Below are 24,043 nucleotides of genomic sequence, written 5' to 3' on the forward strand. Positions count from 1 at the left end.
CATGTCTTCTCCCTATTTGCTCATTATCGTGCTGATGATTGCCAGCTGGGGCATCCAGTGGCGCTTGCGGAGCAAGTTCAAGCAATACTCGCTCGTGCCGCTGCACTCGGGGCTGAGCGGTGCCGAGGTCGCAGCCAAAATGCTGGCCGACCACAACATTCACGATGTGCGCATCATCAGTACCGACGGCCAGCTGACGGACCATTATAACCCGACGGATAAAACCGTGAACCTGAGCGAGGGCGTGTATGCTGAGCGCAGTGCGGCGGCAGCAGCCATAGCCGCCCACGAGTGCGGCCATGCCGTGCAGCATGCCACTGCTTACTCGATGCTGCAGTTTCGCTCGGCACTGGTGCCCACCCTTAGCGCCGTGTCGCGTTTCATGCCCTGGATTCTGATGGGCGGTATTCTGCTGCTGCGCACGTCGGTGATTCCGCTGGGTGTGGGCATTGCGCTATTTGCCCTCACCACGCTGTTTTCGTTCATCACCCTACCGGTGGAGTTCGACGCCTCCCGTCGCGCTCTGGCTTGGATGGATAAGCGGGGCGTGGTCACCGTGCAGGAGCATGCCATGGCCAAAGATGCCCTCTGGTGGGCCGCCATGACTTACGTGGTAGCAGCTCTGGCTTCCTTGGCAACGCTGCTCTATTACGTGAGTATTTTCATGCGCCGACGCTAGTCACAAGCGTTGCTGCATCCGAAAAGCCGCTCTCTGTTCGCAGAGGGCGGCTTTTTATGTGTTATCAGATAGCTAGTGTACCTAAATAATCCGAATTGAGAGAAGATAGTGGACTTATGTAGAAATATACCTACTATTGGGTATTGACACGAATAAAATAAAGATGCTTTTTTGTTGGACTATTTCAATCTAAGAGGTTTGCTGTAGAATTTCAACGCTTTCCAAGCAAAAATCTTTGGGTGCTGCGCCTTTTTTTCTGCCAATGCTATGACCGACTCTACCCCTACGGCCCTGATTGCGGCTGCCCCCACACTATGGCGCAAGGGCTTGATTGCCATTCTCAAAGAGTGGTGGCCGCAATTGCGCATTGCCCTCACTGCTGATGCCACGCAAGTAGCTGATTTGGTGGCCAGCAGCCGGTTTGGGCTGCTGGTGCTGGATGAGGCACTGCCGGGCCGGGCCCTGCCGGAGCTACTAGGCCGGATGTATCGTACCCGGCCGGCCCAGCGGCTGGCGGTCCTCACCGACCCGAACTCGCCTGCCCAGCTAGCGGGTATGCCGCCCTGGCCCGGTAATCCGTTGCGTTTGCCGCGCCATGTGCTGCCCCACGCCTTGGTTGCGGCTTTAAGAACCTGGCTTGATGCGCCAATAGAGTCGGCCCTCATAGCTCAGCGTACTAATTCCGACACCATGCCCGACCCGTTCAGCCGCCGCGAGCTGGAGGTGCTGCGGCTCGTGGTGGCCGACTGTTGCAACGAGGAAATTGCCAACCGTCTGTTTATTAATGTGCGAACAGTAGAAACGCACCGCCGCAACCTGCTGCACAAGGCCGGGACCCGCACGCTGGTGGGCTTGGCGGCGCGGGCCGTGCGGGAGGGCTGGGTGGCGTGAAGTTTCAGTGTTGGCACTGATGCGTATGGGGCTGGAAAAGGCGTGCTTTACCAGCATATTTACCTGCCGTGCAATATCAGGAGCTAGATTTTGCTTCTTGGTCAGCTGATAATCAGCGATGCTTGCCCAAGGGCCATTGCAGGAGGATAAGCCTGCTTTTTGAGAACCAGTATTGCTTGAGAACAGAAAAGAGCAGCTTGCTATTCGATAAGCCTTTAACACTAACTGCCATGGAAAAAGGAATGCTGGTCATAATGGCTTGGATAGCTGGAGCCGGAGCAGTTGGAGGTGTCGTCAATGCCTTTATGTCGGACAACGGCTTCTTTCTGCCAGTAAGCACTACTACCGAGCGTGGTACGATGTGGCAGCCAGGGTATCTGGGCAATATTTTGGTGAGTACAGTTGCCGCGCTAGTATCGTGGGGGTTATATGGGCCAGCAGCTAACGCTGTGCTAGTTGTTTCGCCGCCAGTATCTGTGCCCGATGGCGCCAAGGTGATTAGCGTCTCACTTTCGCTAGCCAACTTAATGGGGGCCCTGATGGTGGGCGTTGCAGGGGCCCGCTGGCTCTCAAACGAAGTCGATAAAACGATGCTACGGCTTGCGATAACCAAAGTAGCAGCTGCGCCTGCTGACGCCAGTAAGGCCAGCCTATTGGCTCAAGCATCCCCTTCTAAAGCAGTGCAGATTGCCGAACAAGTCTTTGAATCAGCACCTGCACCGGTTGAAAGCAAGGTTGATGAGTTGGCGCTTGAATTGGCCGCCGGTCAGAGCAGCGCTGAAAGTATGCTCACAGAATTAGCCTCCAAGCTGAAATCAAAATAGCATATGAAGATTTAAGGGTCAATTTTTTGGCTCGCTGTTAGTTATAGCTTCTCGTGCGTCCGTTTATGAAAGAAGTAGCTGAAAGCCGGGTTGTTACATTGCCCGATGACCAACCTCTGTCCGTTACCCTGCGCATTGGCAATGTGCAGCGCGGCGGTTCGATTATCCGGCTTCAACGCAACGGCGTTTCGACGCAGCTGGCCCGGGCCAATGAAATTACGGGCGTTATTGTCGGAACCGGAAGTTCGCTACGCGGTGGTGTAATGCAGGTCATTACGGTAGTGGTGGACGTGAACCCTGATAGCAACTGGACAAATGTCACACATCAGCTGACTGCCGGTAATCAAGTAGTTATAAGGGAGGATTTTCACGAAGAGGCGCCCGATGACCGGCTGGTTCGCTATACAATTAGCTACACGATTAACTAGCGAACCAATGAAAACTACGCTACTAACAGGGTTTTTCTGCTTGGTCAGCAGTTGGGCTGCCGTTGCTCAGTCAGTGGCTCCCGCACCTACTGTAGGAAGTCCTGAGTCATTGAAAGTGGTGCTTAAAAATCTGCGGGTGCCCATATCTCCCGGCATTGCGCTACTCGATAAAGCACCAACCAACATTGAGAGGGCCAGCACCCCGCATGCGCTGGGCGTGACACTGCTCAACGGCTTGCAGGGCAAGGATTTTGCTTTAGCGGTAGCTCCTTACTGGCTGTTCAACCATCCTGGGCTTACTTATGCGAAGTACCGGGATGCAACCTTTGCGAATCGAGTGGCCCAGATTGTGCGGGATGTTGATGTGTCGGGCGCCGTCGTCTCTGCAACTGATTCGACGAGCAATGCGGCGGTAGGACTGCGGACAAACCTGTTTCGCATTGCCCGCAAAGACCCGCTGAACGCCACGTTACGGAAGAAGTACGAGGCTAAAGTCGACTTCTGGGCGCTGGAAGTGGCCGGAATGACTGCTGCTGACCCTGGCTTTAATGCAGCAAAGGATTCGGCTACGCACTATGGCGATAAACTGCAGCAGGTGTTGGTGGCGGAGTATAACGAGCCGGCGTTTCAAGTTAGCCTTGCCGGTGCCTACGCTTACCAATACCCCGACCGGGACCTGCGCGCCCGAAAGAGTGAGCGTTACGGCGCCTGGCTCACCGCCGACTGGCGCCCCAAACGATACTTCGAAGCACTTCTGGTAGCGCGTTGGCAGCATTTGCCTACTGCGGGCACCACGGCCCAGGGCGAAGCTAAGAGCACCGCCGATGCCGTCGATTTAGGTTTTCGGGGCGGGTTCAACATCCCGCTACCAGGGCTTCAGCGCGACTGGTACCTGTCGCTGGAATACCTGCGGCGGTTTGCCGATGACAAGGCTGTAGCAGGCAAACGGGTAGCCTTTGTAACGGAGGCAGAGGTGACGGACGGTATTTATTTGACGGGTACGTTTGGCGAGGATTTTGGGCCAAAACACCCGGTTGTGGCCTTGCTGGGTATCAACTTCGGCTTTGCTACACAGTCGCAACAAGCACGCTAGCAACTATAAGAAACAGGCTTGTTTGGATAACGGGCCAGTGCTGATAATCTAACATCGGTCTATGCAACCCCTGTCCGGAACAAACCCCATGAGCGAGTACGAGAACACGGTTTCGCGCAAGCTCATTGTCCTGCTGCATGCTTACACTTCTTCACCGAAGGCACTGCACGCTGTGCGCCAAGTAGTCGCTACCGCTTATCCAGTAGCTGAAATTTGGGTGCCGGCTTTGCCTACCAACATGTGGTCGACCGCAGACCCTAATGCCATTGTCAGCCACCTTTTGGCTGGAATAGACGAGAGGTGGAATGAAAGCGCTAACTCAGAAAGACCGTACGGTAGCATTGTTCTGATTGGGCATAGCATAGGCGGCCTGCTGGCACGCAAGGTGTACGTAGCCGCCTGCGGACAAAATGATTGGGCTCCATTAGAACCTGACCTGGTGTTGGCTGGCCCGAAGCCGTGGGCTGCAAAAGTGGAGCGCCTGATACTGCTGGCTGGTATGAACCGAGGGTGGAGCATTTCCCATCACCTTTCTATTCCCACTGCTATTATATTCAGCTTGGGGACAGTGCTGACTATTCTATTTCGATTGCTTGGAGGTGGCCGGCTACTCATCAATCAGGTTCGGCTAGGGGCCCCCTTCATTACCCAGCTTCGGCTGCAATGGCTTGCAATGCGCCAGGCTGCTGCCCGAAAGGGAATAGGAGGAGCTCTGACGGTGCAGCTATTGGGCACGAAGGACGACGTAGTTGCTCCGCAGGATAACATTGACCTGATTACGGGCAGCGACTTTGTGTACCTGGATGTGCCAGCATCAGGCCATCAGAATATTCTTGAGATGAGCGGCCCGGGTGCGGCCGCTGGTCGTCGAGCCGTATTTGCGGATGCTTTAATAATCTCAGATGCAGCGTTAAAAGCCAGGTCGGTGGAGCTGGAAGACTTGCGTCCTCAGCCCCCCTTACCAGAGGTAACAGATGTCATCTTTGTTATCCACGGCATTCGCGATGAAGGTTTCTGGACTCAAAAAATTGCCCGTCATATCAAAGAAAAAGGGCGGCAGGCCTTGCCGAGAAAAGTATTTGCAACCGAGACTTCCAGCTACGGCTATTTCCCGATGCTGCCGTTCATTCTGCCGTGGGTTCGGCGCGCCAAGGTAGAATGGCTGATGGACCAGTACACGCAGAACAAAGCGCTGTACCCCAATGCCCGATTTTCCTACTTCGGGCACAGTAATGGCACTTATATGCTAGCCAAAGCACTAACGCAGTACCCTGCCTGTCATTTTGAAAACGTTGTTTTTGCCGGAAGTGTGGTCCGTACTGATTATGCGTGGGAACCATTGCTTCGTCAGGGGCGAGTAAAAGCTGTTCTGAACTATGTAGCAACGGCCGATTGGGTGGTTGCTTTTTGTCCTAAGACATTGGAAATGCTACACTGGCAGGATTTGGGCAGCGCCGGACACGACGGATTCAAGGATGGATATGCTCAACATAACGGCCCAGCCCTCATTCAGCAAGCCAAATACGTTGAAGGAAGACACGATGCAGCCCTTAAAGAAGAAAACTGGGACTCAATTGCCGATTTTATTGTGTCGGGGCCAAGTGCTCAACAGCAGCAAATCATACCGAAAGTGCTGCATAGAAATGAACAAGTTTCGTGGATTTCGTTCGGTAGTAAACTGCCAGTGTTGCTATTGGCAGCCATCGGATTATTCTACTTAGGATACTGCCTGCTACACGGACTCAGTTGGACAGCAGGAGAAGTACGGGTATTGGCATTCGGAATATATCTCGCAGTGATTTGGAAAATAGTTACTTGGCTATAACGAGTCAATCCAGCTAAGAAGCAAATGGCTGTGCGCGCTGCTACCTTTTTGGCGTTACTTCGTTAAAAAGTTAATCCGCGACACATTGTATAGCTCTACATTCTTCTAAATGCCATCTGTTTTCTTGCGCGCCAGCTCATCATTGTTTTTGTTGGGCATTGGCCCTTTCAATCTGCTCATGGCCCAAACTACTCCTGCTCCCAACTCCATTCTCGCCGGTTCCGCCACCCCGCAGCTGGTGGCCCGGCAGTTCAAATTTACCGAAGGCCCGGCCGTGGATAAGGCCGGCAACGTCTACTTCACCGACCAGCCCAACGACAAAATCTGGAAGTATTCCACCGACGGCAAGCTCAGCGTTTTCCTGGAGAAATCGGGCCGGGCAAATGGGACCTACTTTGATAAAAAAGGCAACCTACTGGCCTGCGCCGACGAGCACAACGAAATCTGGTCCATCGCGCCCGACGGCAAAGCCACCGTGTTGCTGAAAGACGCCCAAGGCCACCAGCTCAACGGCCCCAACGACCTGTGGCTGCACCCCACCAACGGCATCATCTACTTCACCGACCCTTACTACCAGCGCGACTACTGGACACGCAAAGCGCCTGACCCCGCCCTCGGCGGCCAGAAGCTGTACTATCTGCCCAAGGACCAGTCACAGCCCGTGGTAGCAGATGACAAGCTGCAGAAGCCTAACGGCATTGTGGGCACGCCCGATGGCAAGCTGCTCTACGTGGCCGACATCGAAGCCAACAAAACCTACCGCTACCAGATTGCGGCCGACGGCAAGCTGACCGACCGCGAGCTTTTCGTACCGAAAGGCTCCGATGGCATGACCATCGACAACGAGGGCAACGTGTACCTTACCGGCAAGGGCGTGACGGTGTATAATGCCGCTGGCCAACAAATCCAGCACATCGACGTGCCAGCCGAATGGACCGGCAATGTGTGCTTCGGCGGCAAGGACCGAAAAACCTTGTTTATCACCGCCTCGGAGGCGGTTTACATCTTGCCACTGCGCGTGCATGGGGTGAATTGATGGAGTTGTTTCAACGGATTAGGCGGCTATATTTGGCTGACTACATTTTTAGCCTACTCCGTTGAGAAAAAACTACTTATCCAATGCCCGACACTGGCTCGGCAGCTTGGTGCTATTGCTCAGCATTCAACCCGTTGCGCATGGGCAGACTTCTTTGCCTGTTGCGCTATTTCAAGATGAAGCGCCAAGGACATCTCCATTGCTCTCGGCCCTCGAACGTGCCCGGCCGCTAGCGCTGGATGTTGCTGCCGCCCGCCTCGCGCTGGCTGCCGCGCCACCCGAGGGCCGTGCTACTGCTGCGCCGCTGGTGCTGGCGCTGCCCTTGCCAAATGGAGGCACCGGTCGCTTCGCCGTGTGGCAAACGGCCGTGATGGCCCCAGCGCTGGCCACCCGCTACCCCGAGATTCAAACCTACGCCGGCCGGGGGCTCGACGATGCCACGGCCACCGTGCGCCTCGACATCACCCCGGCCGGCTTTCATGCGCAGGTGCTGTCGGCGGCCGTAGGCACTGTTTACATCGAACCCGGCCAGCGCGGCGATGCCCGGCACTACCTCAGCTTTTTTAGCCGTGATGCACGCCCAGAGGCCAGGCCTGGCATGGTGTGCCAGCAACCACCCGTTAAAGCCAAGGAGCTGGCTACTGGGGCTGCGCGGGTAGTGCAGCCGGGCGGTGGCGGGCCGGCGGCTATTGGTAGCGGTGGCTTGCTGCGGACCTACCGCCTGGCCGTGGCTGCTACCGGCGAGTACACCCAGTTCCACGGTGGCACGGTACCGCAGGCCATGGCGGCCATTGTAACGAGTGTCAACCGCATAAATGGTCTATTTGAAACCGAGGTAGCCGTGCGCTTCGTGCTGATTGCCAACAATAGCGCGCTCATTTACACTGACCCCACCACCGACCCCTACACTGACGGCGACTCCATGGCCATGCTACCCGAAAACCAGGCGACCATCGACAACGTCATCGGCACGGCTAATTATGACATGGGGCACGTATTCGGGGGGCAGAATGCTGGTGGGCGTGGTGCCTACACCTCCGTATGCCAGCCGGCTACCAAGGCGCAGGGCGCTACGGCACTGCTGAATCCGGTCGGGGACTTCTTCAACGTGAAGTATGTGTGCCATGAGTTTGGCCATCAGTTCGGGGCACACCACATTTTCAACAGTGATGCGGTTACCAATTGCGGCCCTAACCGGACGGCCGGTACGGCTTGGGAGCCGGGTTCGGGCAGCACCATTATGTCGTACTCCGGGCTATGCCCCGGCCAGGATATTCAGAATTACTCGGACCCGTACTACAACATCGGCAGCTATGAGGAAATGCGGGCCTTCATCGTGACCACGACCTGTGCCGTGGTTGCCGGTACCGGCAATACGCCGCCCCAGGTGAGCGTTCCACAAGGTGGCCTCACACTGCCTATTGGTACGCCATTTGTGCTCACGGCCAGTGGAGCCGATGCCGAGGGCGATGCCCTCGTGTATAGCTGGCAGGAACTTGACCTGGGCTCACCCGGTGGGCCAACGGTGCCGCAGGCAGCCAACGACAATATTCCCTTATTCCGTGCTTTGCCTCCCACTACGGTGCCCACCCGCTATTTTCCCCAGTTGAATGATGTGGTGAATAATGTTGCCACAATTGGCGAGCGACTGCCCACAGTCACGCGCCGGCTCACATTTAAATGCGTGGCCAAGGACTTGCACCAAAGCGCCCTCGGAGTAATTGGTGGCGTCACAACCAGCGACTCGGTGAAGCTGCGCGTGACTAGTGCGGCCGGGCCTTTCGTGGTTACCAGTCCCAATACGGCGCTGAGCTGGGTAGGTGGCTCGACCTACAACGTGACTTGGAGCGTGGCCGGCACCACTGCCAACGGTGTGAACTGCGCCCTCGTCAATGTACGGTTGAGCACCGATGGTGGCTATACCTATCCCACCGCCCTGGCCCTGAACGTGCCGAACAACGGTACCACCGCCATTACGCTGCCCAGCGTGACTACCACGCAGGCCCGTATCATGGTGGCCGCCGCTGATAACTACTTCTTTGATATTTCAAATGCCAACTTCACTATCAGCAGCCCCAGCGTATGCCCGCCGCCCACGGCATTGGTCGTAAGCAACATCACCAATACCGGTGCACGGGTAGCTTTCAATCCCGGCAGCGCTGCTCAACAATACGTGGTAACGACTGTGCCCGCTACTACTGCGCAAACCGTAACAACCTCGCCGATAACCCTAACTAGCCTGCTGCCCGGCACGGCTTACACGGTGTACGTGGCCAGCACCTGTAGCGGCGGGAGTACTTCGGTTGCGGGCTCGGCGAGCTTCACGACCATGGCACCGCCACTGTGTGGCGCTCCATCAGACCTGGCCGTGACCAGCCGAACTATGACGGGTGGAACCTTCAATTTCGTGGGCTCTTCAACCGCCACCAGCTACACCATAACAACCATCCCCGCCACTACCAGTCAAACCGTGGCTGCCGGGCCCGTGACGCTAACGGGCATGACGGCCGGAACCACCTACACGGTGCAGGTAGTGAGCAACTGCGCAAACGGTGCCACTTCAGCCGCTGCCAGCCTGCGCTTCCGCACCGTGCCGCTGGTGCCCACCAATGATTTATGCAGCAATGCGCTGCCTCTGGCTTGCGGCCAGCGGGTTACGGGCAGTACCGAAAGCGCCACCGCCACCGGCGACCCCACCACCTTCTGCGGCGAGAGCGTAGACGGTGGTGGCGTGTTCTACACCATTGCGGGCACCGGTGGCAGCATCACCCTTACCAATTGCGACTTAGCCACCGATTACGATACCAAACTCTTCGTGTACCAAGGGGCCTGCGGCGGCCCCTACACTTGCATTGCCGGCAACGACGACACCAATGCTGCGGGTTGTGCTCAGCCTTCTACCGTCACGTTCAATTCGGTACAGGGCGTTTCGTACCTGGTTTTTGTGTCGGGCTACGGCGGCGACAAAGGCAACTACGCGCTGCTAGCTAGCTGCGCCACCGTATCGGCCACGGCTAGTGCGGCTGCCGCCACGTTTGAGGTGTGGCCTAATCCAGCGGGCACCCGTGGTGCTTTCCGCATAACGTTGGCCACCCCGACTACCGCTGCTACCGCCACGCTGTGCAACGTGCTGGGCCAGCGAGTAGCACAGCGAGCATTTGTGGGCTCAGCAACTGAGTTATCTACGGTTGGGCTGGCCGCAGGCACCTACCTGTTGGCGGTGCAGGTTGTGGGCCAGGCGCCGGCCGTGCGTCGCGTAGTGGTGGAGTAGGAGAGGGCGTTTATTAAAATCAAAAAGGCCGGCGCTGAGTAACGCCGGCCTTTTTGATTTTAATAAACGCCCGGTTTCCGAAGCAGTTGTTACCCTAGCTTCTTGTATCGCACGCGCTTCGGCTCCACGTCGCCCAGGCGTTTGCGCTTGGCTTCTTCATAATCTGTGAAGTTGCCCTCGAACCACACCACTTCCGAATCACCTTCAAAAGCTAAGATGTGAGTGGCCAGGCGGTCCAAGAACCACCGGTCGTGGCTGATAATGACGGCGCAGCCGGCAAAGTTCTCCAGCGCGTCTTCCAGCGCCCGAATAGCGTTCACGTCCAAGTCGTTGGTCGGTTCGTCAAGTAGCAGCAGGTTTGCCCCTTGCTTGAGCGTCATGGCTAGGTGTACGCGGTTTTTCTCGCCGCCCGAGAGCGTGCCTACTTTCTTCTCCTGGTCGCCGCCGCCGAAGTTGAACTTGCTCACGTAGGCGCGGGAGTTCACCGGCCGGCCGGCCAGCAGCATGGTTTCGGTGCCGCCCGTGATGGTATCGAATACCGACTTGCTGCCCTCCAGCGTGTCGTGCTGCTGGTCGATGTAGGCCGTCTGCACCGTGGGCCCGACCACGAACGTACCCGCGTCGGGCTGCATCTGCTCCGTGATGAGGCGGAACAGCGTGGTTTTGCCCGCGCCGTTCGGCCCGATAATGCCCACAATGCCACCCTGGGGCAGTGCAAAGCTCAGGTTCTCAAACAGCAGCTTGTCGCCAAATGCTTTCGTGATGCCCTCGGCCTCAATCACCTGCGCGCCCAAGCGCGGGCCATCGGGAATGAATAGCTCCAGCTTTTGCTCCTTGTCCTTGGCTTCTTCGCTGGCCAGCTTGTCGTAGTTGGCTAGGCGGGCTTTGCCCTTTGATTGACGCGCTTTGGGCGACATCCGAACCCAGTCCAACTCGCGCTGCAAGGTTTTCATGCGCTTGCTCTCGGTGTTTTCCTCGCGGGCCATGCGGTCAGTTTTCTGCTCCAGCCACGATGAATAGTTGCCTTTCCATGGAATGCCCGAGCCGCGGTCCAACTCCAGAATCCAACCGGCCACGTTATCGAGGAAGTACCGGTCGTGGGTCACGGCAATGACAGTGCCCTTGTATTGCTGCAAGTGCTGCTCCAGCCACAGCACGCTCTCGGCGTCGAGGTGGTTGGTGGGTTCGTCCAGCAGCAGCACGTCGGGTTCCTGTAGCAGCAGGCGGCACAGGGCCACCCGGCGCTTCTCACCACCCGAGAGATTACCAATAATGGCTTCCTGCGGCGGGGTGCGCAAGGCATCCATGGCACGTTCCAGCTTCGAGTCCAGGTTCCAGGCGTCGAGTTGGTCCAGGCGCTCCTGCACCTTGCCCTGCCGGTCGAGCAGCTTGTCGAAATCAGCATCTTCGGCCCCAAAAGCCTCGTTGATTTCGTCGTATTCCTTTAGCAAGGCCACGGTTTCGGCGGCCCCTTCTTCCACCACCTCGCGCACCGTTTTGGTGGGGTCGAGCTGGGGCTCCTGTTCTAAATAGCCTACGGAGTAGCCGGGCGAAAACACCACTTCGCCCTGAAACTGCTTGTCGACGCCGGCAATGATTTTCAGGAGACTTGACTTGCCCGAGCCGTTCAGACCCAGCACGCCAATCTTGGCCCCGTAAAAAAACGAGAGGTAAATATTCTTGAGAACTTGCTTCTGGGGCGGGTAAATCTTACTCACGCCGGCCATGCTGAAAATGATGGTCTGGTCGCTCATTGGAATGCGGAAATGGTGAGAGAATGAACTGAGTAGGGCCCTGATGCCGTATCGTAAGGCAAAAGCCAATTGGCCGGCCGGCACTGCGGGCCGCAAAGAACGGCAAAGTAGGCCGGGCAGCCGCACTTTTTTGCTCTCCGAAGTAGCCGTTGCTGCCGCTTACTGCGGTTGCAAGTCCGGGCCATCTGCTTCGTTCCCACAAACTACATCGCATCATCACCTTTTTACCGTAAACTTGTAGTTCCTTCCCGAACCACATTTCAGCCACAGCCCCAGCGCATACCCTTCCCTTTTCCCCCAACCCTCTCACTCTCCTACCCACGAGTTTACCTTTCTGTATGGAACCAACCGACCACCTGCTGGCCGAAGCCAAGCGCTACGGCTACGTGGAAGCCGATGGCGTGTGGCTGCGCCCCGTGCTCTCCCAACCCGCCCGCCAGATTGGGCTGGTAAAAGAATCGGACGATGCCGCCCTGCGGTATTTTGCCCAACGCTTCGAAACCTTCCGCGCCAAAGTGGATGCCCTGCTGGAAAAAATGGAAGCCAGCGAAAACAAGGGCTCCTTTTTGATGAAGGCCCTGCACCTCAAAGAGCAACTCCTGACGTACGATGGCCTTGGCGATTTTACCAGCCTGCACCGCCGCCTAACCGAAGCCGAAGATGCCGTGGCCGTGACCGTGGCCCGCAATCGCGAGAAAAACCTGGCCACCAAAATCGGTTTTGTGCAGGAAGCAGAAACTCTGCGCGACAGCATCGAATGGATATCGGCCAGCGAAAAGGTGAAAGACCTGCGCCAGGGCTGGCTCAAAACCGGCCCCGTCGACAAGGCCATGACCGACGAGTTGGAGCGCCGCTTTCAGGCTGCCATCCAAGAGTTTTTCGACCGCCGCAAAGCTTTCCAGTCGGATAAAAAGGCCATGACCATGCGGGTCCAGACCCGCTACCGCGACCTCATTCAGCAGGCCGAAGCCCTCAAGAACTCCGACCAGTTCGAAACCACTTCCCGTCAGCTCAAGCAGTTGCAGCAAGCGTGGCGCGAGGTGAACGGTAACCTTCCCAAAAAGCAGGCTTCGGAGTTCTGGATAAAGTTTCGGGCCGCCAACAACCACTTCTTTGAGCGCCTAAAAGCTCATATTGCCGCCCAGCAGACGGCTGGTGTACCCGGTGCGCCGGCCACGCCCGAAGTGCTGCTGGCTCGCAAGCGCGCCCTCGCCGAGCGGGCCGAAGCCCTGATGAACATTCCGCCTCAGGAAGCCATCCATCAGGCCAAAGCCCTGCAGGCCGAGTGGAAACAGGTAGGCACAGTGCGCGGCGAAGAGTCAGACCGCATCTGGCAACGCTTCATGGTAGCTTGTGATAAGATATTTGAGCTCAGTGCGTTGGAATACCATTTGCGCAAGCGCGCCGATGGCGAGCCCATGCCAACTGCCCCCGCCGACCGGGCACGCTTCCGGGCTGATACTTTGCGTACGCTACTCAAGGACGACCACCAGGAGTTGGCCACCCTGCGCGACAACCTTGACAACCTCAGCCCCAGCACCGCCAACGACGCCTTCCGGCAAATGCTACAAACCAAAATCCGCTCGTTTGAGCGGAAAATTCGGACGAAAAACGATTTAATAGCCCTATTTAGTCAGCAAGCGCAAGCCGCCAGCTAACCTTCGCCAGCGTTTTGCGTTGTCGTTTCTCAATTGGTAGCTCGTTTGTATCTTGACGGGAAACTCTTACCTTCGCCAACCTTTTTTTATCCACCCTTACTATGTATTGGACTCTCGAACTGGCTTCTTATCTGGAAGATGCCCCCTGGCCCGCCACCAAAGACGAACTGATTGACTTTTCTATCCGCTCGGGTGCGCCCATGGAAGTGGTGGAAAACCTCCAGGCCCTGGAAGATGACGGTCAGCCCTACGAAAACATCGAGGAAGTTTGGCCCGACTACCCGACCAAAGAGGACTTCATGTTCAACGAGGACGAGTACTAGCGTGAGTGAAGAAGCAAGAATGAGCGATGATGGATTAGGAACCGCTCCCAATTCCTCATCACTCATTCCGCAATCTTCATTGAATATAGAAAATTTGGTTGCGGGCTACCCCGGAAGGGTGCTAGTCCGCAACCTTTTTTTGTGCCTGCCCGCACCGGCTTTTGTGGCCGTAGTGGGGCACAACGGCAGTGGCAAAACCACCTTATTCCGGGTGCTTACGGGCCAATTGCCGTATCAGGGGAGTGTGCAGCTGCACGGGCACGAAGTGCGCCACTTGCGCCGTGCCGCCACCACGGGCCTGCTGGGCTACCTGCCCCAGCGCGGCACCTTGGATTTTGCCATCGCCGTGCGCGAGCTCGTGGTGATGGGCCGCTACCGCCATCATAGCCTGCTAAGCGCCTACAATCCCACCGATTATGCATTGGCTGACGCCGCGCTGGCTCGCGTGGGCATGGCGCATTTGGCCGCCCGCGACTTCACCCAGCTCTCCGGCGGCGAGCAGCAGCTGGTATGGCTGGCCCAGCTCAGCTTACAGGACGCGCAGGTATATCTGCTTGATGAGCCCACCCAGCAGCTCGACGTATACTACCGTCGTCAGGTATTCAGCTTGATTCACAGTTGGGCCGTGCAGGGTAATAAATCGGTGCTGTGTAGTACCCACGACCTCGACAATCTGCCGGAGCTGACTGGCTACCTGCTCAACCTTTCCGAGCCGGAGCCGCAGCTGCGCCCGCTGTCATCCGCCACCGTGCAGGAAGCCCGCAAGTGGTTGGAAATGCCCCCGCTACTCGTCAAATAAAGCTGTTAGCGCCGTCCGGGCTGCCCGCGCAGTACGTGGGCAATAGATTGCATAAACGGTCCCGGCGCTACCGAATTCATCACCCGCAGGTTATCAGCCCAAGAGGTCTGTTCATCCAGAAAGCGGAAAATGCGTTCAATAGGGTTTCGCTCAAATAGCTGCCGAAAAATGTCCCGCGTGGTTTCGCCCCGCCGCTGCATGATGTCGAGCAATAAGGTGTCAAACAGGCGAAACTGCCACTTGTCACCGCTCACATCGGCCGGCAAGTTGCCGGTGCGGGCCAAGGCATCCACTAGCCGGGCAGAGTGCTGCTGAATGCGCTTGAATGCGTAGCCGGTACTAGGTTTGGCCCGCCCGCCCCGCGTGCCGATGTTGATGATATGCCGGCCGGTACGGGCCGGTAGCGGGTGGTCCGTCATCGGAATCGCGCCCGCCTCCTCGGCGGTGATACGGTAGTTCTCGAGGCTCAAGGCCGTGTTCAGATACTCCCGAATAGCACCCTCGTATTCTTTCTTTGGTAAGGGCGTTTCTGAAAATAACGTGTACTCAACCAGTGCTTTGCGCGGGCTAAACGGCAATACATACATGAACCGCGCCTCGTGGTGCTGCTCTCCACGAAAGTCCATAAACTCCACTGTAGTAGGGTCGAAGACGTCGGTAGTAGTTTCTATTTCCCAGCCCACGAAATGCTGCAACAGGTAACGGTGCTTCTGCGGTTGCCGCAGCTGTACCAGGTTCGGCGGGCGGCTATCGAAGGCGTAGCGGGCCGTGAAAGTGCCCGCAGAGGAAATTACACTGATGCCGGAGGCAGTGTTTTCAATGTGCTCAACCGTGCCCCGCATCAGGGTGAACTGCTGCTTCGCTGCCAGCGCCCGGTGCACGAAGCGGTAATAATCCAACCCATTGATGGTCTTGTAGCGGTAGCGCCCCAAGTCAATTACTTTATCGAAGCCGGGGCTGCGAAACGCAATTTGCCGCCACTCGTGCGCCACAATGTCATCGAACAAGCCCGGTTCATCAGCCCAGAACGACCAAGTTCGGTCATTTTGCTCCTTGGCTTCCGGCTCAATCAGCAGCACATTCTTATTAGCTAACCTTGGCTCCTGGGCAATGTGGTATGCCAGACTTAGGCCTGCTGCGCCGCCACCCACAATAAGGTAGTCGTATTCTACGGCAGCTTGAGTGGGCAATGGCATAGGCAGTCAGTGGCAGTAACCGCCGCAAAGCTACCCAGCAAAAAGGCCGCTCCATAGGAAGCGGCCTTTGGGCACTAAGTAACTTCGAACAATCTGCCTTATCTATACAAACCAGCAGAAACGGCAGTCTTAGAAGTTCGGCGACAACAGGTATTTGTGGTAGAAGTCGTCGATGATTTTTACCGCTTCGCTGGCATCGTCCACAATCTGCACCAGGTTCAGGTCCTCGGCCGAAATGTTGTGCTCCTCGTGTAGCATCACGTCTTTAATCCACTGAAACAGGCCGTTCCAGTAGGCCGAGCCGACCAGCACGATGGGGAAGCGGCTTATTTTCTTGGTCTGAATCAGCGTCATGGCCTCAAACAGCTCATCGAGTGTGCCAAAGCCGCCGGGCATGCCCACGAAAGCTTGGGCATACTTCACAAACATCACCTTCCGCACGAAGAAGTAGTCGAAGTTGATGCACTTGTCCTGGTCGATGTAGATGTTGTGGGTCTGCTCGAAGGGCAGTTCAATGTTGAGACCCACCGATTTGCCGCCTTCCGAGCGGGCACCCTTGTTGCCGGCTTCCATGATGCCGGGGCCGCCGCCCGTGATGACGCCATAGCCGTGGCGCACCAGCTTGGCCGCGATTTCCTCGGCCATCTGGTAGTATGGGTTCTCGGGTTTGGTGCGGGCCGAGCCGAAAATGCTCACGCAAGGACCGATTTTGGACATCTTCTCGAAGCCCTCCACAAACTCGGCCATCACCTTGAAAATCTGCCAGCTATCGGCAATCTTAATCTCGTTCCAGTCCTTATCCACAAAGGCTTTGCGCAGGCGCTGCTCGTCTTCCAGAGCCATGGCGGTTTCGCCGTTGGCCGTCTGGCGCATCTCGGTGATGGACGTGAGCTTGTCGTCGTTTACGTTGGGCTGCTTAATGGTTTTGCCGCTGCCGGCATTCAGCAGGTCATCAGCAACTTTGGTCTTGCTGGTTTTGGGTTTTTTCAAAGTAGACATATTGTTCAGTTGGGAATTCCTACAAAAACAAAATCGCCCCGGAAGCGGGGCGACCAAAAGTAGGGCGTCAAAGTTATCGAATTGTTACCAAATAAAAATGCCTTACAAAATGTGGGGAATGAGAGAAATGCGGTAGGGTGAAAAATGTGAACAATTCATTGTCGCCTTTTTCGTCCTATCGCATTTCTCTCATTCCCCACAGGTAAAAAATTACACCAATTGCCGCAACGCCATCTCAAACGAGCGTTGCGCGATGCCGGTCGCCTGCGTGTTTTCCTGGTAGGTGCGCTCCAGTGCCCCGCCGATGATGCGCGACGTATCAGCAAAAATGGCTTGGTCGGTGATTTCGGCGCCGGTTTCCATGAGGTAGGCAAACACGCGGGCCATGCCGCAGTTGGCAATGAAATCGGGGATGACCGCCACGCGCTCATCAGCGAAAACGCCGGTGGGGCCGAAGAAGATTTCCGGGTCAGCAAACGGCACGTTGGCGCCGCAGCTGATGGCTTTGAGGCCATTAGCAACCAGTTGCTCTACCTGCGCGCGTGTCACAAGGCGCGACGAAGCTGCTGGTATAAAAATTTCGGCGCCCATCGACCAGACCTTCTCATTCACTTCTTCAAATGACAGTAAATTATCCGCCGTCAGGGCATTGCCCTTGCGGGCCAGCAGCAGCGACCGGATTTCTTCCAGCCCGAAGCCTTCGGGGTTTAGCAGGCCGCCGGCCCGGTCGATGATGCCCACAATGCGTACGCCCTGGCCGGCTAGGTAGTAAGCCGCCGCCGCGCCCACGTTGCCCCAACCTTGGATGATGGCGCGCTGGCCGCGCAAGTCGGTGCCGGGCCAGAGGCGGTAGTAATGGCCCACTGCTTCGGCTACACCGTAGCCGGTGATGAGGTCGGCTACGGTGTATTTGCGGGTTAGGTTGGGCGAGAAAGAAGCATCTTCTACTACTTTCACTACGCCCTGCCGGAGCTGGCCCAGCTTTTGAATTTTCTGGGGTTCGGTAGCGCGGTAGTAGCCATTCACCACACCTTCTTGTGGATGCCAGAGGCCGTACTCTTCGGTAATAGCAATTACTTCGTGAATCTCATCCACGTTGAGGTCGCCACCAGTGCCATAATAATTTTTTAGCAGCGGAAATACGGCGCGGTACCAGCGTTCCAGCACGCCGCGCTTGCGGGGGTCCTGCGGGTCGAAATTGATGCCTGATTTTGCGCCACCGATGGCCGGGCCGGACACGGTGAATTTTACTTCCATTGTTTTGGCCAGGCTTTCTACCTCCCGCTTGTCCAGGCCCTTGCGCATGCGAGTGCCGCCGCCAGCCGCCCCACCACGTAACGAGTTGATTACTACCCAGCCTTCGGCTTCGGTTTCGGCGTCTTTCCACTCAAAGACAATTTCGGGGCGCTTGTTTTCAAACTTTGTGAGCAGGTCCAGCATTAGGCAATAGAAAAGGGAAAGCCTGCCAGTTAGCAGGGCCACAAAGGTAGGAATAGACCCGGAGCCCGGAGGGAATTGACAACGATTCTAAAAAAGGAATAAAAAACAATAAATATCTAATTATATTAGGGATAATAAACCCCTTTACCGCTATTTTGCGTATTGGTTTCGGAACTACCCCCGTAGTACCGATGTATTGCACTTATTCTACTCTTCCATTTTCCCTTCACTTTTTATCGATTTCATGAAACCATTGCATTCGCGTGTAGAAGCGCAACAGTTGGACCGTGCCGCGGCTATGCTCAAGGTTCTCTCCCATCCCAAGCGACTGGCTATTGTTGACCTCTTAGGTAAAACCAAAGGCAAAGACAGCCAAATGTCCGTTACTGATATCTACCAAGCCCTCGACCTGCCTCAGGCTATTGCCTCGCAGCACCTCATCACCCTAAAGGACCGGGGTGTGCTGAAATCCAGCAAAATCGGCACGAAGATTTATTATTCGTTGGCCGTCCCGCAATTACTCAAGGTAATTGATACCTTGGAAGATTACTCGGGTCGGATTTAATCCATTGGGTTAGTTCGAAAAGAAAAGGCTGCTTCGTGAGAGGCAGCCTTTCTTTATTTCTATCCAGTTTCTCGTTGTCAGTCCTGCTTTGCGGCATTTCACAACGGCTTTCTTATCAGTGAGGCTGTAGCGGAGCACTAAAAGTATTGTGTAGCGTCAGTACCTGCGGCAGTAGCGGGTGCACGTCATCGTTGGTGAGGATGTAGTCGGCGCGCTGCATCTTTTCTTCCTCGCTCAGCTGCTTGGCCATAATAGACTTCACATCGGCTGCGGAGCGGTGTGGGTCGCGCCGCAATACCCGGGTTGCCCGTACTGCCAACGGCGCAAATACCGTAATGATGCGGTCGAGCTGCTTGTATGACCCTGCTTCGAAGAGCAATGCTGCTTCCTTGAGCACATACCGAAATCCGGCCTGTTGCTGCGCCGCGGCCCAGCGCTCAAAATCGAGGCCGACCTGTGGGTGTACCAAGCCATTGAGCTGAGCCAGCAGCGCCGGAGTATTGAACACCGTTCCTGCCAGCATGGGCCGATTGATGCGTCCATTCTCATCGTACGTATTCGGGCCAAAAGCAGCGGCTAGCTGCTGCCGAAGCTCTGGGTCATTCTCCATTACCCAGCGGGCCCGAGTATCAGCGTCGTAGATGGGCGTGCCGAGGGCGTGAAATAAGCGGCTGGCAATGCTCTTGCCCGAGCCAATACCGCCAGTGATGCCGATGCGAAGCATAGCGTTAGTGTGAAATGGAGGAGCGGTGCCGCCCGCTACGAGACTGCGTGATACGGGTCAGGTTGATGTGCACCGATGAGGACGTGGCCCGCACCCGCGCCGGCGCAATGATGAATACTTCCGCATCGGTGTCCGTGCCTGCTTGGGGTAGCACAACGGGGTAAGGGTTCGGCAGCGCATTCACCAAAGTAGCTGGCCCCTGAAACGTAACAAATGCCGGTGAAAAACGGGCTTTGTAAAGACTGGCCGAATCGGCTGGGAGCCCCAGTGGTAGCCTCCGACTGGCATAGCGGTCGAAGGTCAGGCGCAACGTATCGCCGGCCCATTCCGTGACCTGCACGCCTTCCAGAGCATTTTGCAAGCCTCGGTGCCAAGCCTCGGCGGGTAGGTAGCGGGTGCCAGGCAAGGGCACGGGGCGTAGGTCGGCGGGACGGGTGCCCCAGCCCATATTGGCCCGCAACAGCCGCCAGCCTTGGCCCGTGACGGTAACTGGCAACGCCGCTGGCAGCGGCCGGAGCGGTACATAATGCACCGAGTCGTAGTGCCAGTTCAGCGGGAAATTGATGCGCGTGGTGTAGGTTTTGTTCAGCGCATTCATCTGCCAGAACAGACCCGCCGCCAGCAGGCAGGCCGTGATGGCACGGTAAAAGCTGGTTTCTTGGCCGGCGAAGGGCCGCACGAACCAGCGCACCAGCCGGCCCGCCCGAGTCAGCGGCCCCTGCATGGCTTAGGAGGCGAGGGAAGTATCCGGGCCAGCAGTAGTTTTATTGCCCACCTCGCGGGCAATAGCCGAGCGGTCGAAGCGTAGCTTGGTGCCACGGTCAACTTCCACTACCACTGTCTCTTCGGTTATATCAACTACTAGCCCGTGTAGTCCGCCAATGGTGACGACGCGCGCGCCCTTGGTGAGCGCCTGCCGGAAGGCTTTTGCATCGGCCGTGCGCTTTTGTTGGGGCCGAATCATAAAAATATACACTACCAGGCCAATGGCAATTGGAAAAAGCAGCTGCATGTATTCGCCGCCGCCGCTGGCTTGTAGTAGGAGGGTCAACAACATGATGGAGAGAACTTAAAGAGGCTTTTTGGCATCGTCCGTCAGAACGTTGCCTTTGATGACGATGGTAGAGATGCTGGGCTGGGTGTTGGCTCGCACCGCAACCTGCTTGTTGATGATGCCCTGCTTGCCCTGGCTGTCGAACTGCACTTCCATCTTGCCTTCGGCTCCTGGTGCAATGGGCTCTTTGGTCCAGCTTGGAGTAGTGCAGCCGCAGGAAGCGGTTGCGTCTTCAATCAGCAGCGCTGACTTGCCGGTGTTGGTGAATGTGAAGGTGTGGCGGACCTTGGTGTTTGGTTGAATATCACCGAAATCGAATTCCGCTTCGGCAAACTTCATCACCGGGGCATTAGGGTTCGGCGCTTCGCTTTCATTTACTACGTTGGGGTTATCAATCGTAGGGTTGGCCGCATCAGACTCGGCAGTGGCGGCAGCATTCATGCCTTCGGTGCCGACTTCTGCCTTCTTATCGTTGTTGCAGGCTGCCAGTAAGAGCGTAGCAGCCAAAAGAATCTGGTATTTCATAATATAGGGAAGCAACTGCTGTCGTCCTTCGTTCTGCTCAGGACGACAGATAGGGCAAAAACTGCCTAGAAATTACAATTTAGCAATAATGCTCTGGGCAAACTCGCTGGTGCTGGCTTTGCCACCCAAGTCGCCGGTACACTCTTCCTGGTTCAGCAGGGTGTTTTCCAGGGCGGTATCAATCCGGTCGGCCTTGGCATGTTCGCCGAGGTGGTGCAGCATCATAATGGCCGAGCGGAGCAGGGCGGTGGGGTTGGCTTTGCCCTGGCCAGCAATGTCAGGAGCGGAGCCGTGCACGGCTTCAAAAATGGCCATGTTATCGCTGATGTTGGCGCCGGCTACCACACCAAGGCCGCCCACGAGGCCGGCGCAGAGGTCGGATAGCAAATCGCCAAACAGGTTGGTCGTCACAATCACATCGAACTGCTCGGGTTTGCCCACCAGCTGCATGCACATATTGTCGATGATTTTATCTTCGAACACAATCTGCGGAAACTCCAGGCTGGCTTCCTTACACGCATTAATCATCAGCGTGCCAGCCATTTTGATGATGTTGGCTTTGTGGGCCAGCGTCACCTTTTTGCGGCCATGTTTGACGGCGTAAGCAAAGGCCGCGCGGCAGATTTTGCGGGCGCCTTCGACCGTAACGCGAGCAATGGAATCGGCAATACCAAGACGCTCGTCCCACATTTCGAGACCGGAATACAGGCCCTCCGTATTTTCGCGAAACAGCACGAGGTCAATTCCTTCGTAGCGGGTCTTGATGCCCGGCGTGGTTTTGCTGGGGCGCACGTTCTGGTAGAGGTCGTACTTCTGGCGCAGCGTCACGTTGATACTGCGGAAGCCCTTGCCCACCGGCGTGGTAATCGGACCTTTGAGGGCCACCTTATTCTTTTCCAACGACTTGAGGAGCGAGGTCGGAAGCAGTTCGCCCGATTGGTCGAACGTCGTCTGGCCCGCATTCTGCTCTTCCCACTGAATGGGCACCTGCGCCGCCGCGAAAATATCGGTTACCGCTTTCGTGATTTCGGGGCCTATGCCGTCGCCGGGAATAAGGGTTACTACGTGCATTGTACGGGGTAATGAGTGATTGGGAGTAAGCACAAAGGACGGAATGGATGAATGAGCAAAGACTGAAATTTATCGGTCGTTCACTCCTTCACCCATTCCGTCAAGTACTTAGATGCCCGAAAAAAATTAAGCGCCCTTGCGGGAATTGATTTGGTTGATGAGCTGGTCGACATCACCGAGCAACTGCTCGGCTTTGGATTTGGCATCGGAAATCACACGCTGGCCTTCGCTTTTAGCTGATGACTGGCCTGCGCCTTCGCGGCTGGTCACGAGGCTATCGGTGAGGTCAGCCAGCACAGAGCGGTATTTCTCCAGCTGGTAGCTGAGCCAAGAGCGGGTTTCAGTGCCGGGTTCGGGGGCATAGAGCAAGCCAAGGGCTGCGCCGGTGAGGGCGCCGCCCGCGAAGCACAGGATGCCGGTGGTGGTTTTGCTGGCCATGGTTATCGAAGGGGGATGAGAGTAAATGAGAGTGTTTTCAGGGCTGCGTACGGGGAAGCGCGGCTGTAGATGCAAAAGTGGCTATATCGAGCCAATGTTCGGCCACGGGCAATAAAGTTGTTGCCAGCTACGCCTTACGCTACTGGTTATCCAAAAGTCCGCGGCCTGATTTGCGAATGTCGCCGCTGGCGGCCAAATCCGTCGCCAGCTTGTCAAGGATGCCATTGACGAACTGCTTGCTCTTGGGCGTGCTGTAGAGCTTGCTGATTTCAATGTATTCGTTGATAGTGACTTTCACCGGGATGCCGCGGAAAAGCTGCATTTCAGTGAGCGCCATTTTCAGAATAATTTTGTCGAGCAGGGCCACACGTTCTACATCCCAGTTCTGCACCGAACCGGCGATGAGCTTCTCCATCTTGTCGTCTTCGAGGAGTGTCTGCTTGTAAAGCGTTTCGGCAAACTCCCGGTCGTCAGACCAGTTGGCGGAGAGGTTCATCAGCTCCTGTTTTTCGTCAGCGCCGAAGGGCAGCATTTTCAGCGTCTTCAGCACCAGATTACGCACGATGGGCCGGTTTTCCTCCCAGTTCAAATCCGCCGATTCGAGCTGTCGTGGCAGCGCTTCGCCCTTGAAAACAAAATCTTTGTAGATGTGACGCAGGATTTCGAGGTCGGCATCGTAGTCCATCTCGGCCTCATCCGTCAGCTTGGCGCTGAGATAGGAGAGGATGGTTTCGTCGGCCTTCATTTCCTGCCAGGCAGCAGTAAGCGCTTCAAGTTCCTCGGCGCCTTCCCAAGCCAGCTTGCGCCGAATGGTGAGGCCTTGCAGCTGCTCGTTGGCCATCAGCTTGGCAATGGCCTTGTTCTGGTGCAGGCGGCTGGTATCTAAGGCGTTTTCGCTCGGGCCCAGGCGGCGACGCTCCTCACGGCTCTGCTCTTCTTCCAGCACGCCGAGCAGCGCTTTGGGCAGGTTGAGCAAGTGCAGGTATTGGTCGTGAATGCTTTCGGCACCCACCAGTAGCTGTCCGGCGTAGAACTCGCCGTCCTTCTTCACCTGGTTCTGGAAGGAATTGATGGCGTCGGTCACGGCCTTGTCAACGGCTTTATCATCCGTTTTTTCGGGGGCGGTACCGGTGCGGTACCAGTCGCGCAGCTGAGCTTCGCCCAGCTTGCGCTGGCCTTCCAGCTTGCGGCGGTCGGGAGCCTCTTTGGCCGTCAGGTCGGGCTCGAAAGCAGCCGCGATGCGGTCCTGTGCCAGCATCAAATCGGCTCCCACCGCTTGGTGGTAGGAGTAGAGCGACTGCATGACTTTGATACGGAGGAGGCGGCGGTTGAGCATCTTAGAAGTGTTGGGTTTTGAATGTTGAGTGTTGAGTTGAAAGTTGAGAGTTGAATTGGCAGTCCGTTAAAACAGTAAGTCTGGCAACTCAACACTCAACATTCAAAACTCAAC

Annotated in this window: 23 protein-coding genes; 12 read left to right on the plus strand and 11 right to left on the minus strand. The window is 56.5% G+C overall.

The window, feature by feature from the left end; genetic code table 11:
• The first annotated feature begins 1 nt into the window (after nucleotide 1).
• From J4E00_RS05525 to J4E00_RS05560, 8 genes are all read left to right on the plus strand, one after another.
• Nucleotides 2-679: a zinc metallopeptidase gene (locus J4E00_RS05525; RefSeq protein ID WP_208174075.1), complete on the plus strand. Its 678-nt coding sequence runs from the start codon at nucleotides 2-4 to the stop codon at nucleotides 677-679.
• A gap of 267 nt (nucleotides 680-946) precedes the next feature.
• The gene (locus J4E00_RS05530; RefSeq protein ID WP_208174076.1) at nucleotides 947-1,570 is read left to right on the plus strand and encodes a helix-turn-helix transcriptional regulator; all 624 of its coding nucleotides are present in this window, start codon (nucleotides 947-949) and stop codon (nucleotides 1,568-1,570) included.
• Nucleotides 1,571-1,800: 230 nt separating this feature from the next.
• The gene (locus tag J4E00_RS05535) at nucleotides 1,801-2,394 is read left to right on the plus strand and encodes a hypothetical protein (RefSeq protein ID WP_208174078.1); all 594 of its coding nucleotides are present in this window, start codon (nucleotides 1,801-1,803) and stop codon (nucleotides 2,392-2,394) included.
• Between the two features lie 65 nt (nucleotides 2,395-2,459).
• Nucleotides 2,460-2,822 carry a hypothetical protein gene (locus J4E00_RS05540; protein ID WP_208174080.1) on the plus strand — a complete coding sequence of 121 codons (363 nt, stop codon included), beginning with the start codon at nucleotides 2,460-2,462 and terminating at the stop codon, nucleotides 2,820-2,822.
• Nucleotides 2,823-2,958: 136 nt separating this feature from the next.
• Nucleotides 2,959-3,915, plus strand: coding sequence for a hypothetical protein (locus J4E00_RS05545; RefSeq protein ID WP_208174082.1), 957 nt, complete (start codon nucleotides 2,959-2,961; stop codon nucleotides 3,913-3,915).
• 88 nt (nucleotides 3,916-4,003) lie between these two features.
• Nucleotides 4,004-5,740 (plus strand): hypothetical protein, encoded by a 1,737-nt coding sequence (locus tag J4E00_RS05550; protein ID WP_208174084.1) that lies wholly within the window; start codon nucleotides 4,004-4,006, stop codon nucleotides 5,738-5,740.
• Nucleotides 5,741-5,918: 178 nt separating this feature from the next.
• Entirely contained in the window at nucleotides 5,919-6,776 is an 858-nt protein-coding gene (locus J4E00_RS05555; RefSeq protein ID WP_236049574.1) for an SMP-30/gluconolactonase/LRE family protein, read from the plus strand.
• Nucleotides 6,777-6,975: 199 nt separating this feature from the next.
• Nucleotides 6,976-10,047 carry a reprolysin-like metallopeptidase gene (locus J4E00_RS05560; protein ID WP_208174088.1) on the plus strand — a complete coding sequence of 1,024 codons (3,072 nt, stop codon included), beginning with the start codon at nucleotides 6,976-6,978 and terminating at the stop codon, nucleotides 10,045-10,047.
• Nucleotides 10,048-10,136: 89 nt separating this feature from the next.
• On the opposite strand, the gene ettA is transcribed toward J4E00_RS05560, so the two are convergent.
• Nucleotides 10,137-11,801, minus strand: coding sequence for an energy-dependent translational throttle protein EttA (gene ettA, locus J4E00_RS05565; protein WP_208174090.1), 1,665 nt, complete (start codon nucleotides 11,799-11,801; stop codon nucleotides 10,137-10,139).
• A 338-nt stretch (nucleotides 11,802-12,139) separates the two neighbouring features.
• Here ettA and J4E00_RS05570 point away from each other — a divergent pair, with 338 nt between their 5' ends.
• The 3 genes from J4E00_RS05570 (at nucleotide 12,140) to J4E00_RS05580 (ending at nucleotide 14,581) form a co-directional block, all read left to right on the plus strand.
• Nucleotides 12,140-13,459, plus strand: a complete 1,320-nt coding sequence (locus tag J4E00_RS05570; protein ID WP_208174092.1) for a DUF349 domain-containing protein — start codon at nucleotides 12,140-12,142, stop codon at nucleotides 13,457-13,459.
• Between the two features lie 101 nt (nucleotides 13,460-13,560).
• On the plus strand, nucleotides 13,561-13,782 hold the full coding sequence (locus tag J4E00_RS05575) for a DUF2795 domain-containing protein (RefSeq protein WP_035561220.1): 222 nt from the start codon (nucleotides 13,561-13,563) through the stop codon (nucleotides 13,780-13,782).
• A gap of 79 nt (nucleotides 13,783-13,861) precedes the next feature.
• Nucleotides 13,862-14,581: an ABC transporter ATP-binding protein gene (locus tag J4E00_RS05580; RefSeq protein WP_236049507.1), complete on the plus strand. Its 720-nt coding sequence runs from the start codon at nucleotides 13,862-13,864 to the stop codon at nucleotides 14,579-14,581.
• 5 nt (nucleotides 14,582-14,586) lie between these two features.
• Here J4E00_RS05580 and J4E00_RS05585 read toward each other — a convergent pair whose 3' ends face one another.
• The 3 genes from J4E00_RS05585 to J4E00_RS05595 all read right to left on the minus strand — a co-directional run bounded on the left by J4E00_RS05585 (nucleotide 14,587) and on the right by J4E00_RS05595 (nucleotide 18,216).
• Nucleotides 14,587-15,777, minus strand: coding sequence for a lycopene cyclase family protein (locus J4E00_RS05585; protein WP_208174096.1), 1,191 nt, complete (start codon nucleotides 15,775-15,777; stop codon nucleotides 14,587-14,589).
• A gap of 129 nt (nucleotides 15,778-15,906) precedes the next feature.
• Nucleotides 15,907-16,650 (minus strand): TIGR00730 family Rossman fold protein, encoded by a 744-nt coding sequence (locus J4E00_RS05590; RefSeq protein ID WP_236049578.1) that lies wholly within the window; start codon nucleotides 16,648-16,650, stop codon nucleotides 15,907-15,909.
• A gap of 336 nt (nucleotides 16,651-16,986) precedes the next feature.
• Nucleotides 16,987-18,216 carry a Glu/Leu/Phe/Val dehydrogenase dimerization domain-containing protein gene (locus tag J4E00_RS05595; protein WP_208174099.1) on the minus strand — a complete coding sequence of 410 codons (1,230 nt, stop codon included), beginning with the start codon at nucleotides 18,214-18,216 and terminating at the stop codon, nucleotides 16,987-16,989.
• A 244-nt stretch (nucleotides 18,217-18,460) separates the two neighbouring features.
• Between J4E00_RS05595 and J4E00_RS05600 the strand changes: the two genes are divergently transcribed.
• Nucleotides 18,461-18,781, plus strand: coding sequence for an ArsR/SmtB family transcription factor (locus J4E00_RS05600; protein ID WP_168671712.1), 321 nt, complete (start codon nucleotides 18,461-18,463; stop codon nucleotides 18,779-18,781).
• Between the two features lie 115 nt (nucleotides 18,782-18,896).
• On the opposite strand, the gene coaE is transcribed toward J4E00_RS05600, so the two are convergent.
• From coaE to nusB, 7 genes are all read right to left on the minus strand, one after another.
• Nucleotides 18,897-19,505 (minus strand): dephospho-CoA kinase, encoded by a 609-nt coding sequence (gene coaE / locus J4E00_RS05605; RefSeq protein ID WP_208174101.1) that lies wholly within the window; start codon nucleotides 19,503-19,505, stop codon nucleotides 18,897-18,899.
• Nucleotides 19,506-19,509: 4 nt separating this feature from the next.
• The gene (locus J4E00_RS05610) at nucleotides 19,510-20,229 is read right to left on the minus strand and encodes a hypothetical protein (RefSeq protein WP_208174103.1); all 720 of its coding nucleotides are present in this window, start codon (nucleotides 20,227-20,229) and stop codon (nucleotides 19,510-19,512) included.
• Nucleotides 20,230-20,232: 3 nt separating this feature from the next.
• On the minus strand, nucleotides 20,233-20,562 hold the full coding sequence (yajC, locus tag J4E00_RS05615) for a preprotein translocase subunit YajC (protein WP_208174105.1): 330 nt from the start codon (nucleotides 20,560-20,562) through the stop codon (nucleotides 20,233-20,235).
• A 12-nt stretch (nucleotides 20,563-20,574) separates the two neighbouring features.
• On the minus strand, nucleotides 20,575-21,084 hold the full coding sequence (locus J4E00_RS05620; protein ID WP_208174106.1) for a DUF1573 domain-containing protein: 510 nt from the start codon (nucleotides 21,082-21,084) through the stop codon (nucleotides 20,575-20,577).
• A gap of 72 nt (nucleotides 21,085-21,156) precedes the next feature.
• The gene (locus J4E00_RS05625) at nucleotides 21,157-22,155 is read right to left on the minus strand and encodes an isocitrate/isopropylmalate dehydrogenase family protein (protein ID WP_208174108.1); all 999 of its coding nucleotides are present in this window, start codon (nucleotides 22,153-22,155) and stop codon (nucleotides 21,157-21,159) included.
• A 126-nt stretch (nucleotides 22,156-22,281) separates the two neighbouring features.
• Nucleotides 22,282-22,593 (minus strand): YtxH domain-containing protein, encoded by a 312-nt coding sequence (locus tag J4E00_RS05630; RefSeq protein ID WP_208174110.1) that lies wholly within the window; start codon nucleotides 22,591-22,593, stop codon nucleotides 22,282-22,284.
• A gap of 139 nt (nucleotides 22,594-22,732) precedes the next feature.
• Entirely contained in the window at nucleotides 22,733-23,929 is a 1,197-nt protein-coding gene (gene nusB, locus J4E00_RS05635; RefSeq protein ID WP_208174112.1) for a transcription antitermination factor NusB, read from the minus strand.
• Nucleotides 23,930-24,043: the final 114 nt, after the last annotated feature.

The organism is Hymenobacter negativus (genome assembly GCF_017571495.1).
In the GTDB taxonomy this organism is placed as follows: domain Bacteria; phylum Bacteroidota; class Bacteroidia; order Cytophagales; family Hymenobacteraceae; genus Hymenobacter; species Hymenobacter negativus.

Bases quoted from the DNA above. Each gene is read 5' to 3' on its own strand.
- J4E00_RS05620 (WP_208174106.1), bottom strand. From the start codon at position 21,084: ATGAAATACCAGATTCTTTTGGCTGCTACGCTCTTACTGGCAGCCTGC.
- nusB (WP_208174112.1), bottom strand. From the start codon at position 23,929: ATGCTCAACCGCCGCCTCCTCCGTATCAAAGTCATGCAGTCGCTCTAC.
- ettA (WP_208174090.1), bottom strand. From the start codon at position 11,801: ATGAGCGACCAGACCATCATTTTCAGCATGGCCGGCGTGAGTAAGATT.
- J4E00_RS05530 (WP_208174076.1), top strand. From the start codon at position 947: ATGACCGACTCTACCCCTACGGCCCTGATTGCGGCTGCCCCCACACTA.
- J4E00_RS05610 (WP_208174103.1), bottom strand. From the start codon at position 20,229: ATGCAGGGGCCGCTGACTCGGGCGGGCCGGCTGGTGCGCTGGTTCGTG.
- J4E00_RS05625 (WP_208174108.1), bottom strand. From the start codon at position 22,155: ATGCACGTAGTAACCCTTATTCCCGGCGACGGCATAGGCCCCGAAATC.
- yajC (WP_208174105.1), bottom strand. From the start codon at position 20,562: ATGTTGTTGACCCTCCTACTACAAGCCAGCGGCGGCGGCGAATACATG.
- J4E00_RS05535 (WP_208174078.1), top strand. From the start codon at position 1,801: ATGGAAAAAGGAATGCTGGTCATAATGGCTTGGATAGCTGGAGCCGGA.
- J4E00_RS05600 (WP_168671712.1), top strand. From the start codon at position 18,461: ATGAAACCATTGCATTCGCGTGTAGAAGCGCAACAGTTGGACCGTGCC.
- J4E00_RS05630 (WP_208174110.1), bottom strand. From the start codon at position 22,593: ATGGCCAGCAAAACCACCACCGGCATCCTGTGCTTCGCGGGCGGCGCC.
- J4E00_RS05570 (WP_208174092.1), top strand. From the start codon at position 12,140: ATGGAACCAACCGACCACCTGCTGGCCGAAGCCAAGCGCTACGGCTAC.
- J4E00_RS05555 (WP_236049574.1), top strand. From the start codon at position 5,919: ATGGCCCAAACTACTCCTGCTCCCAACTCCATTCTCGCCGGTTCCGCC.
- J4E00_RS05590 (WP_236049578.1), bottom strand. From the start codon at position 16,650: ATGCGCCAGACGGCCAACGGCGAAACCGCCATGGCTCTGGAAGACGAG.
- J4E00_RS05575 (WP_035561220.1), top strand. From the start codon at position 13,561: ATGTATTGGACTCTCGAACTGGCTTCTTATCTGGAAGATGCCCCCTGG.
- J4E00_RS05550 (WP_208174084.1), top strand. From the start codon at position 4,004: ATGAGCGAGTACGAGAACACGGTTTCGCGCAAGCTCATTGTCCTGCTG.
- J4E00_RS05595 (WP_208174099.1), bottom strand. From the start codon at position 18,216: ATGCTGGACCTGCTCACAAAGTTTGAAAACAAGCGCCCCGAAATTGTC.
- J4E00_RS05540 (WP_208174080.1), top strand. From the start codon at position 2,460: ATGAAAGAAGTAGCTGAAAGCCGGGTTGTTACATTGCCCGATGACCAA.
- J4E00_RS05585 (WP_208174096.1), bottom strand. From the start codon at position 15,777: ATGCCATTGCCCACTCAAGCTGCCGTAGAATACGACTACCTTATTGTG.
- J4E00_RS05525 (WP_208174075.1), top strand. From the start codon at position 2: ATGTCTTCTCCCTATTTGCTCATTATCGTGCTGATGATTGCCAGCTGG.
- coaE (WP_208174101.1), bottom strand. From the start codon at position 19,505: ATGCTTCGCATCGGCATCACTGGCGGTATTGGCTCGGGCAAGAGCATT.